Annotated in this window: 12 protein-coding genes and 1 pseudogene; 2 read left to right on the top strand and 11 right to left on the bottom strand. The window is 41.3% G+C overall.

Annotation, left to right across the window (positions count from 1 at the left end; translation table 11 throughout):
* The 5 genes and pseudogenes from tnpA to pgk all read right to left on the bottom strand — a co-directional run.
* Nucleotides 1-214: pseudogene (tnpA, locus tag PCY12_RS09435) on the bottom strand (IS200/IS605 family transposase); the annotation flags it as partial.
* 265 nt (nucleotides 215-479) lie between these two features.
* A complete protein-coding gene (gene glnA, locus PCY12_RS09430) occupies nucleotides 480-1,826 on the bottom strand; it encodes a type I glutamate--ammonia ligase (protein ID WP_001122886.1) in 1,347 nt (448 codons plus the stop codon).
* A gap of 36 nt (nucleotides 1,827-1,862) precedes the next feature.
* Nucleotides 1,863-2,219, bottom strand: a complete 357-nt coding sequence (gene glnR / locus PCY12_RS09425; protein WP_000659547.1) for a transcriptional repressor GlnR — start codon at nucleotides 2,217-2,219, stop codon at nucleotides 1,863-1,865.
* 76 nt (nucleotides 2,220-2,295) lie between these two features.
* Nucleotides 2,296-2,823, bottom strand: a complete 528-nt coding sequence (locus PCY12_RS09420; protein WP_000119914.1) for an aromatic acid exporter family protein — start codon at nucleotides 2,821-2,823, stop codon at nucleotides 2,296-2,298.
* A 135-nt stretch (nucleotides 2,824-2,958) separates the two neighbouring features.
* Entirely contained in the window at nucleotides 2,959-4,155 is a 1,197-nt protein-coding gene (gene pgk, locus PCY12_RS09415; protein ID WP_301352664.1) for a phosphoglycerate kinase, read from the bottom strand.
* Between the two features lie 239 nt (nucleotides 4,156-4,394).
* Between pgk and PCY12_RS09410 the strand changes: the two genes are divergently transcribed.
* Nucleotides 4,395-6,026 (top strand): Na/Pi cotransporter family protein, encoded by a 1,632-nt coding sequence (locus PCY12_RS09410; RefSeq protein WP_301352662.1) that lies wholly within the window; start codon nucleotides 4,395-4,397, stop codon nucleotides 6,024-6,026.
* 101 nt (nucleotides 6,027-6,127) lie between these two features.
* Here PCY12_RS09410 and PCY12_RS09405 read toward each other — a convergent pair whose 3' ends face one another.
* Nucleotides 6,128-6,424, bottom strand: a complete 297-nt coding sequence (locus PCY12_RS09405) for a bacteriocin immunity protein (protein ID WP_049511393.1) — start codon at nucleotides 6,422-6,424, stop codon at nucleotides 6,128-6,130.
* 21 nt (nucleotides 6,425-6,445) lie between these two features.
* Nucleotides 6,446-7,510, bottom strand: coding sequence for a glutamyl aminopeptidase (gene pepA, locus PCY12_RS09400; protein WP_000209170.1), 1,065 nt, complete (start codon nucleotides 7,508-7,510; stop codon nucleotides 6,446-6,448).
* A gap of 294 nt (nucleotides 7,511-7,804) precedes the next feature.
* On the opposite strand from pepA, the gene galE reads away from it, so the two are divergent.
* Nucleotides 7,805-8,803, top strand: coding sequence for a UDP-glucose 4-epimerase GalE (gene galE / locus PCY12_RS09395; RefSeq protein ID WP_301352660.1), 999 nt, complete (start codon nucleotides 7,805-7,807; stop codon nucleotides 8,801-8,803).
* A gap of 77 nt (nucleotides 8,804-8,880) precedes the next feature.
* On the opposite strand, the gene PCY12_RS09390 is transcribed toward galE, so the two are convergent.
* From PCY12_RS09390 to scpB, 4 genes are read right to left on the bottom strand one after another with little or no spacing between them, the layout of a single operon-like run.
* Entirely contained in the window at nucleotides 8,881-9,090 is a 210-nt protein-coding gene (locus PCY12_RS09390) for a hypothetical protein (RefSeq protein WP_301352658.1), read from the bottom strand.
* A gap of 6 nt (nucleotides 9,091-9,096) precedes the next feature.
* Nucleotides 9,097-9,333: a membrane protein insertion efficiency factor YidD gene (yidD, locus tag PCY12_RS09385; RefSeq protein ID WP_301352656.1), complete on the bottom strand. Its 237-nt coding sequence runs from the start codon at nucleotides 9,331-9,333 to the stop codon at nucleotides 9,097-9,099.
* Nucleotides 9,333-10,055, bottom strand: coding sequence for a pseudouridine synthase (locus PCY12_RS09380; protein ID WP_001222228.1), 723 nt, complete (start codon nucleotides 10,053-10,055; stop codon nucleotides 9,333-9,335). The genes yidD and PCY12_RS09380 overlap by 1 nt, the downstream gene beginning before the upstream one ends.
* Entirely contained in the window at nucleotides 10,042-10,611 is a 570-nt protein-coding gene (gene scpB / locus PCY12_RS09375) for an SMC-Scp complex subunit ScpB (protein ID WP_301352654.1), read from the bottom strand. Before scpB ends, PCY12_RS09380 begins: the two co-directional genes overlap by 14 nt.
* Nucleotides 10,612-10,628 lie beyond the last annotated feature (17 nt).

Below are 10,628 nucleotides of genomic sequence, written 5' to 3'. Positions count from 1 at the left end.
CTTGGTGGAATACTTACTAACATGTGTACATGGTCTGGCATTAAGTGACCCTCGATAATTTCAACTCCTTTATAACTACACAAGCGATGAAATATTTCGCCTAAACTACTTCGATATTGATTATAGACGACTCTTCGTCTATACTTAGGGTTGAACACAATGTGATAGAACAGTGCAACTTTGTGTGCGATAAACTATGAGCCTTTTGTGCCATATTTTTCTCCTTTCGCTTTACAATTGGCTTGAACACCTTTATTGTATCGCGTTCGGAGTTTTTTTGGTATAACCTTCGACGCGCACCCGCATAGCGGGTGGTTTTTTGTCTCGCACCTAGCGGAGCGAGACGGACTAATAGTCACATAATTAAAAAGCTAGAGTTCCCCAATGGGAAATCTCTAGCTTTTTTGTGGGTGAAAACTTTTTGCCCCAGACTCTTCTTAACTTAATGACATTGGCCCTGAGGCGATCTTTCTTCTCCATTAGTAAAGATCTAAATAGTTATCAATTTCCCATTGTGAAACGAAGGTTGCATAACTTGCCCATTCGATTCGTTTGGCTTCAAGGAAACTAGTATAGATATGTTCTCCAAGAGCTGCTCTGACAACCTCATCTTCTGTCAAAGCTTTCAAAGCGTTGTGAAGAGTTGATGGAAGGTCTGTAATACCAGCTTCCTTACGCTCTTCTGCTGTCATGATGTAGATATTTTCTTCGATAGGAGCTGGTGCTTCGATTTTGTTTTCAATACCATGCAAACCAACTTCCAACAGAACCGCCATAGCGATGTATGGGTTCGCCATTGGATCCACTGAACGCAACTCAAGACGAGTTCCCATACCACGTGAAGCAGGCACGCGCACAAGTGGCGAACGATTACGACCAGCCCAAGCAATGTAAACAGGCGCTTCATAACCTGGAACCAAACGTTTGTATGAGTTAACCGTTGGATTCATGATAGCAGTATAGTTGTAGGCATGCTTGATCAAACCACCAAGGAAATGATAGGCTGTTTCTGACAACTGCATTCCTTTTGGATCATTTGGATCAAAGAAGGCATTATTTCCTTCTGCATCAAACAAGGACATATTACAGTGCATACCTGATCCAGCAATACCAAATTTTGGTTTCGCCATAAAGGTTGCGTAAAGGCCATGTTTGCGAGCAATGGTTTTAACAACAAGTTTAAAGATTTGAATCTTATCACAAGCACGAAGAACTTCATCGTACTTAAAGTCAATCTCGTGTTGACCAACTGCAACCTCGTGGTGGCTGGCTTCTACTTCAAATCCCATTTTGGTCAAGACATTAACGATTTCACGACGTGTATTATCCGCAAGGTCAGTAGGCGCCAAATCAAAGTAGCCGCCCTTGTCATTTACTTCAAGTGTTGGGTCTCCATTTTCATCCAACTTAAATAGGAAGAATTCTGGTTCTGGTCCAAGGTTGAAGGACTTGAATCCCACTTCTTCCATGTGACGAAGAGCTCGTTTCAAATTGCCACGAGGGTCTCCTGCAAATGGTTCACCTTCTGTTGTATAGACATCACAGATCAAACCTGCAACACTTCCATTTTCATCTCCCCAAGGGAAGACTGTCCATGTATCCAAGTCTGGGTACAAGTACATATCTGACTCATTGATACGTACAAAACCTTCAATAGAAGATCCATCAAACATAGCCTTATTTGACAAGACCTTATCTAATTGTTCATCTGTAGCAGGAATTTCGACGTTTTTCATGGTTCCCAAAATATCTGAAAACATGAGACGAATAAAGGTAACATTTTTTTCCTTGACTTCACGACGAATATCTGCAGCTGTGATTGGCATGAGTTTTCTCCTTAATGTATGACTACTTACGGTTGCCTAACCGCGACCAAAAGGTGACTGTACTGAAGCAAAGCGCCCCTGTTGGAGGAGTTCATTGTGAAGTGCACGGCGCACCTCAGTCTGACTCACCGCTTTCTTGGATTTCGCTTCACGTTCAGCATATTTTTTCTTAATGGCAGCGATATTATAACCTTCAGAGATATAATCTTTAATTTCAAGTAGACGATCCATGTCATTCAAGGAATACATGCGACGGTTTCCTTCGTTTCGATCAGGTTTGATCAACTCTTGATCTTCATAATAACGAATCTGACGCGCCGATAGATCGGTCAACTTCATAACACTGCCGATAGGAAAAACAGCCATATTTCGGCGAAATTCTTTTTCCTTCATTTACAATTTCCTTCTTTCTGTCTATTATAGTCTAAAAAAAGACAAACGTCAATTGATAATGTTATAAAATGTAACATTATTTTTCTTTTTTCTCTAAAAAGAGCCGAATACGATCAATATCGTAATTTACAAGAATTGCGACAAAAACTCCCATGAACGTTTCTGATACACGCGCAAACACGTACAAAATTGTTTCGCCGCTCGGAATCGATAGGGTAATGATTAACATAGCTGCTACACCACCAATAACCCCTGCTTTGTTATTCATGGCTACATTTGTCATAATGGTTAACATGGTGCAGATTGGAACAACAACTAAGGTCACCCAAAAGGCTTCGTGGAAAAAACTATTTATTAGGAAGAAAACCAAGGCATAGAGGCCACCGATACTATTTCCTAGAATACGCGAAGTCCCAAAATGGACACTCTTATCAAAACTCTCCCTCAGGCTAAACACAGCTGTTAAAGCACCAATTTGAAGACCTTTCCAGCCAAAAAAGCCAAAAATCAAGAGAACTAGAAAAACAGCAATACCTGTTTTAAAGGTTCGCATACCAAGTTTGAACTGGGATTTATCGAATTTATATTTTTTAAAATAACTCATAATCTCAACTTTCTATTTCCATTTTATCATAAATCGGTGATTTTTATGAGTAATAGTTGAGAGGAAGCGTTTTTATTTTAAGTAAAAGAAAAGAGGAACTTTCATCCCTCTCTTCTTTGATTTGTTTATAAAATCTTATTTTTCTGTCAAGGCTGCAAGTCCTGGAAGAACTTTACCTTCAAGGAGTTCCATTGAAGCTCCACCACCAGTAGAGATCCATGAGAACTTGTCTGCACGGCCAAGGTTAATCGCTGCGGCAGCTGAGTCACCACCACCAATGATTGATTTAACACCTGGTTGTTTCACGATAGCGTCCATCACACCAATTGTACCAGCTTGGAAATCTGGGTTTTCAAATACACCCATAGGTCCGTTCCATACAACTGTTTTGGCACCAGTCAAAGCTTCGTCAAATTTAGCGATAGATTTTGGACCGATGTCAAGACCAAGGAAGCCTTCAGAAACTGCTTCACCTTCAGTGTCACGCACTTCAGTGTAGCCAGCAAATGCATTAGCTTCTTTTGAGTCAACTGGCAAGATCAATTTACCGTTTGCTTTTTCAAGAAGAGCTTTCGCAACATCCAATTTGTCTTCTTCTACAAGTGAGTTACCGATTTCGATACCTTGTGCTTTGTAGAATGTGTAAGTCATACCACCACCGATAAGGACTTTATCAGCTTTTTCAAGCAAGTTTTCGATAACACCGATCTTGTCTGAAACTTTTGAACCACCAAGGATAGCCACGAATGGACGTTCTGGAGTTTCAACTGCTTCTTGGATGTAGGCAATTTCGTTTTCAAGAAGGAAACCAGCAACTGCTTTTTCAACGTTTGCTGAGATACCAACGTTAGATGCGTGTGCACGGTGAGCTGTACCGAATGCATCGTTTACGAAGATACCATCTCCAAGTGATGCCCAATATTTACCAAGTTCAGGATCGTTTTTAGATTCTTTCTTGCCGTCAACATCTTCGTAACGAGTGTTTTCAACCAAAAGAACTTGTCCATCTTCAAGAGCGTTGATAGCTGCTTCCAATTCAGCACCACGAGTAACACCTGGGAACACAACGTCTTGACCAAGTTTTGCTGCCAAGTCTTCTGCTACAGGAGCAAGTGATTTACCAGCTTTATCAGCTTCTTCTTTCACACGTCCAAGGTGAGAGAAAAGAATTGCACGTCCACCTTGTTCGATGATGTACTTAATAGTTGGAAGAGCTGCTGTGATACGGTTGTCGTTAGTGATTACGCCATCTTTCAATGGTACGTTGAAGTCAACACGAACGAGGACTTTTTTACCTTTCAAGTCAACGTCTTTAACAGTAAGTTTTGCCATGTTACAAAAACCCCTTTATTTATTTTATTCGAAACTATTATATCACACTTTGGAAATATAAGGAAAGATTTCACAAGATTTTTCGATATTTAATCTTTGTGACATGCTAGAGTCTATTATTTTTACTTTTTCTGACAATTTTTCTTTCTAAAATCTTAGCTTAACACTTGTTAGATTTACTTTTATCCTTTAAAATAGAATAGGAGATATTCCGTTATTATTTTTCGGAGGAAAAAGAAATGTCCATTAATTGGCAGGAAATTTTATTTCACTTTTTAGGTGGTCTGGGACTATTCTTATATAGTATCAAGACCATGGGGGACGGTTTGCAACAAGCTGCTGGAGATCGCCTTCGTTTTTACATTGACAAATATACTAGCAATCCTTTCTTTGGAGTTCTGGTTGGTATTGGGATGACTGCTCTAATTCAGTCTAGTTCTGGTGTAACAGTTATCACAGTCGGCCTAGTCAGTGCCGGTCTCCTAACCTTACGTCAGGCTATCGGAATTGTCATGGGGGCTAATATTGGGACAACAGTCACATCCTTTCTTATTGGGTTTAAACTAGGTGACTATGCCCTGCCTATGCTCTTTATCGGTGCTGTCTGCCTCTTCTTTACAAAAAATCGGACAGTCAATAATATCGGACGCATCCTCTTTGGTGTCGGTGGTATCTTTTTCGCCCTCAATCTCATGAGCGGTGCAATGGCTCCACTCAAAGATTTACAGGTCTTTAAAGACTATATGATTGAGCTAAGTAAGAATCCTGTTTTGGGTGTCTTTGTCGGTACCGGCTTGACCTTGCTAATTCAAGCTTCCTCGGCTACCATCGGGATTTTACAAAACCTCTACGCCAGCAATCTGATTGACCTACAGGGAGCTTTGCCAGTTCTATTTGGTGATAATATCGGAACGACCATTACAGCTATTATTGCTTCTCTTGGAGCCAATATCGCCGCCAAACGTGTTGCTGGTGCCCATGTCGCCTTTAACGTGATTGGTACGGTTATCTGTATTGTCTTCCTTGTACCTTTCACTGGCTTGATTCATTGGTTTGAATCTACGCTAAATCTAGCACCGGAAATGACCATCGCCTTTGCTCACGGAACCTTTAATATTACCAATACCATTGTCCAATTTCCATTTATCGGAGCTCTGGCTTACTTTGTAACCAAGATTATTCCTGGAGAGGACGAGGTTGTCAAATACGAACCCTTATATCTTGATGAACATTTCATCAAACAAGCCCCATCTATCGCTCTCGGAAATGCTAAGAAAGAGCTCTTGCACTTAGGAAACTACGCTGCTAAAGCCTTTGACCTTTCCTATAAGTATATCATTGACTTGGATGAAAAAGTTGCTGAAAAAGGGCATAAAACCGAAGAAGCCATTAACACCATCGATGAGCAATTAACACGTTATCTCATTGCCCTTTCAAGCGAAGCTCTCAGCCAAAAAGAAAGCGAAGTGCTCACCAATATTCTTGATTCCTCTCGTGATTTGGAACGGATTGGAGACCACGCAGAGGCTCTACTCAATCTGACTGACTATCTTCAACGGAAAAATGTTGAATTTTCTGATGCCGCCTTGAAAGAATTAGAGGAAGTTTACCGTCAAACTAGTGACTTTATCAAAGATGCTCTGTATAGTGTGGAAAACAATGACATTGAAAAAGCACGCAGTCTTGTAGAACGTCATGAAGCAATCAATAAGATAGAACGTGTTCTCAGAAAAACTCACATCAAACGCCTCAATAAAGGCGAATGTTCAACACAAGCTGGGGTCAACTTTATCGACATCATCTCACACTACACCCGTGTATCAGACCACGCTATGAATCTAGCTGAAAAGGTTTTTGCAGAACAAATCTAAGAACCAAGAAGCTATCCATCATAATTGGATGGCTTTTTACTTTTTCCTAAGTAAGAATTTCTTTTCTACTATATAGAAAAATGCTTTGATTCACAATGGAATCAAAGCATTTTAAAGAGCTCTCCGTACATAAGCGCAGAAGCTGCAGTTCCTCTGTACTTGGCCTCTTCTCTTTTGATAAAACGAGCCAAGTTGAGCAACTCAGGTGCCGGATGTCTGGGATTCTTGAGCAATTCACGATTGACGAGTCCTGAGAGACGGACGGCCAGCAATTGCTCATTTGTAGTAGGCAGTTTTTTAGCAGTCTCTAGGAGAGCATCAACTAAATCCTCACTCAAATCATGTCGGGCATGATTGTAAAGATCTTTTACAAGACTTTCTAGGTTTGGTTCTACCATCCCTACCACCTCCCTTATGGTTTAATAATTTTTAATCAAATCAACTGTTGAACGATCCAATTTCTTCACCAAGGCTTGCAAGAAAGCTTGAGCTTCTAGGAAGTCATCCATAGCGTAGAGGGTTTGATGAGAGTGGATATAACGAGCGCAAACACCGATTGTTGTAGATGGGACACCACCATTTTTCAGATGGGCTGCGCCAGCGTCCGTTCCGCCTTTACCACAGTAGTATTGGTACTTGATACCAGCTTCTTCAGCTGTTGTCAAAAGGAAATCCTTCATTCCTGGGAGAAGCAAGTGACCTGGGTCGTAGAAACGAATCAAGGTTCCATCTCCAATCTTGCCTTGACCCCCATAAACATCACCAGCAGGTGAGCAGTCAACTGCTAGGAAAACTTCTGGGTCAAACTTAGTTGTGGAAGTATGAGCACCACGAAGACCAACTTCTTCTTGGACGTTAGAGCCAAGATAGAGTTCATTGCCAAGTTTTTGACCTGACAAGGCTTCAGCTAGCTCGCTCACCATGAGAACTCCATAGCGATTGTCCCAAGCTTTTGAGATGATATTTTTTTCATTGGCTGTTAAGATTGCAGAACTATCTGGTACGATGGTGTCGCCAGGACGGATGCCAAAGCTTTCTGCCTCAGCCTTATCCGCAAAACCACCATCAAAGACGATATCTGCAATAGCAGGCATGGTTGGTCCACCCTTTCCACGAGTCAAATGTGGAGGAACAGAGCCTGAAATCACAGGAATTTCACGACCATCACGAGTCAGAAGTTTGAAACGTTGGCTGCTGACTACCATAGGGTTCCAGCCACCGATTTCTACGACACGGAATGTACCGTCTGGCTTAATCTCGCTGACCATAAAACCAACTTCATCCATGTGAGAAGCGACCAAGACACGCGGTGCATCTGCAGCTTCTGAATGTTTGATACCAAAAATACCACCCAAGCCATCTGTCACCACTTCATCCACGTGCGGTGTTAACTTTTCACGAAGATAAGCACGGACAGGCGCCTCATGACCTGAGATCGCAGCTAGTTCTGTTACTTCTTTGATTTTTGAAAATAATGTTGTCATTTCAGTTCCTTCTTTCTTCCATCCATTTTACCACTTTTTATAGGAGAAGGATAGTGGGAAGGTGGATTTCTAAGTTAGTATCTTAGTCCTGCTCTATCTTAGAAAAAGATTGTATTTTCTTGCATGTGAGGTAAAATCTAAGAACTATTCCAAGATTAACCCAACTATTAATTCCCAAACAAAAAACAATTCAATACTATATTTGTTCAATTTTTTCATGAAATTTGCAGAAAATAGTTGACTTCGCCTTCTTCTTTCTTTAAAATAGTACAAAAATAGGTAAAGGAAAAAATCATGACCAAAACAATTCTTGTTACAGGTGGGGCTGGCTACATTGGCTCCCATACCGTTAAAGCTCTTTTAAATGCTGGCTATCAGGTACATGTCCTCGATAATCTCTCTACAGGAAATCGTTCAGCTGTGGATAGTCGTGCTAGCTTTAAACAACTGGATGTTTATAATGCTAGCGCCTTAAAAACTTATTTGGAAGAAAATAAGATTGATGCTGTTCTCCATTGTGCAGGTGAGATTGTTGTGAGCGAAAGTATTGAAAATCCAAGTAAATACTTCACTGCCAATGTTGCTGGTATGAACCAAGTTCTCAAAGTCTTATCTGAAGTTGGCATTCAAAAAATCATGTTCTCTTCGACTGCTTCTCTTTATGGTAATAACTGTATTGACAAGGCTGCAACTGAAGATACCCTGCTCGACCCTGTCAACCCTTATGCAGAAACAAAACTGATGGGTGAACGAATGATTTACTGGATGGCCAATCGCTACGACTGGAAATATGTTATTTTCCGTTACTTTAATGTAGCTGGGGCTGAAATGGATGCCTCAAACGGTCTGCGTGTGAAAAATCCAACTCATATCATTCCAAATATCAACAAGACCGCATTGGGACAAAATGATAGCCTAAAAATATTTGGAGATGACTACGATACACGTGATGGTTCATGTATTCGGGATTACATTCATGTCTTGGATCTTGCACAGGCTCATGTTAAAGGAATGAACTACCTATTTCAAGAAGACAGTTCTTCTCAAATCTTTAACTTAGGAACTGAAAAAGGTTATACCGTCAAAGAAATCTTTAAAACTGCTGAAGAATTACTGAATCAAAAAATACCACACGAAATTGTTGCTCGCCGTGCTGGTGACCCAGCTAGCGTCCTAGCAGACGCATCAAAAGCTAAAAAATATCTTGATTGGAAGGCTAGCTACTCTCTTGAAGATATTATTTTATCGGATTATCATTGGCGTGTTAAAGAAGGCAAAAACATTTTGGAATAAATAGCAGAAACATCAATCATAAATAAAAACACAGATAGATGGCACTTGATAAATACCAAGTATCATCTATCTGTGTTTTATATATTAGAATCCAATTTATACTCTTCGAAAATCTCTTCAAAGCACGTCAACGTCGCCTTGCCGTAGGTATGGTTACTGACTTCGTCAGTTTCATCTACAACCTCAAAACACTGTTTTGAGCTGACTTCGTCAGTTCTATCCACAACCTCAAAACACTGTTTTGAGCAGCCTGCGGCTAGTTTCCTAGTTTGTTCTTTGATTTTCATTGAATATTATTTTGCATTTCTCTTTAAAGAAAAATGGTCTGGGACTGGGTCCTTACCTGTTTTCGACCAGGGATGGCAACGCAAAATCCGAACCAAGCCCATCAAGACACCCTTAAAGCCATGTTTTTCAATAGCCTCAATCATGTAGTTTGAACAAGTCGGCTCAAAGCGACAAGAGGGGGGAAAGGCTGGCGAGATAAACCGTTGGTAAAAGCACACAGGCGCTATTAAAATTCGTTTCATTATTTCTTGGTTACAGCCATGGTGTGTAGTTGGCTGATTTCTTTTTTATTAAGACGACGCGATTCTCCTGGACGGAGTCCTGTCAAGTCTAGATGTCCAAAACGGGTCCGTGACAACTTGTCCACTTGGAGACCGACAGCTTCAAACATCTTTTTAACCTGGTGGTTACGCCCTTCATGGATGGTCAACTGCACCACAGAGCGGTTTTTGACTGGGTCCACTTTGAGAATCTCATAGACAGCCGGCTTGGTTTTCTTGCCATCAATCTCAAGTCCACGGGTCAAGGGGCGGAGATTATCCTTATTGGCCACACCTTTAACACGCGCGACATAAACCTTGTCAATCTCATTACGAGGGTGAATCATTTCATCCGTAAAATCCCCATCATTGGTCAAAATCAAGACTCCTGATGTATCCCAGTCCAAACGACCTACAGGGTATATGCGCTCCTTCACGTTGGGCAAGAGGTCGACAACCGTCTTGCGGCCCTTGTCATCTGTCACACTGGAAATCACACCACGTGGTTTGTTAAGCAGATAGTAAACCTTTTCTTCGTTGTAGATAGGCTGGCCTTCAACTTCGACCTTGTCGCCTGACTTGATAGTGGTTGCTAGTTCACGTACCACTTGGCCGTTAACCGTCACCAAACCTTGCTTGATCAGCTCTTCTGCTTTTCTCCTACTGGCCACACCTGCGTGGGCAATATACTTATTGATTCTCATCTTCTTCTATCCTTTCACCAAATAATTGGCTTTCTTGGGCTTGAATCTCAAGCTCATCAATCACTGGTAATTCTTCCAAATGATTTATCCCCATGTAATCTAGGAAATAATCCGTAGTCACATAGAGATTGGGGCGACCCAACACTTCTTTTTTCCCGTCTTCTCGTATCAAGTCAAAAGCCTGCAACTTTGCCAAGGCCCCACTCGAGTTGACTCCACGGATGGCATCAATTTCTATCCGTGTGATGGGTTGTTTGTAGGCAACGATGGACAAGGTCTCAAGGGCAGCCCGAGACAAACTCTGGTTGATAGGCGCCTTAGAGTATTCCTTCAAAATCTCTGCAAATTGAGGCTTGGTCACCAATCTATAAGCGCCCCCTGTCTCAATCAGAGCCAAACTGGAATCTGGATCCTTTTCATACTTTTGGGTTAATTTTTCTAAACTCTGTTGGATGCCTGTCGGTGGTAGAGAGAGGAGTTCAGCTAACTGGCGGACTCTAATCCCATCTTCACCCGCTACAAACAAGAGCGCTTCTATTTTTGCTAAAGTACTCATCTTTCCTCTCTATCAAG

Source organism: Streptococcus sp. SPS1 (assembly GCF_030439915.1).
Lineage (GTDB): Bacteria > Bacillota > Bacilli > Lactobacillales > Streptococcaceae > Streptococcus.
Note: the sequence above shows the minus strand (reverse complement) of the source record. Positions and strands in the feature narration are given on the sequence as shown.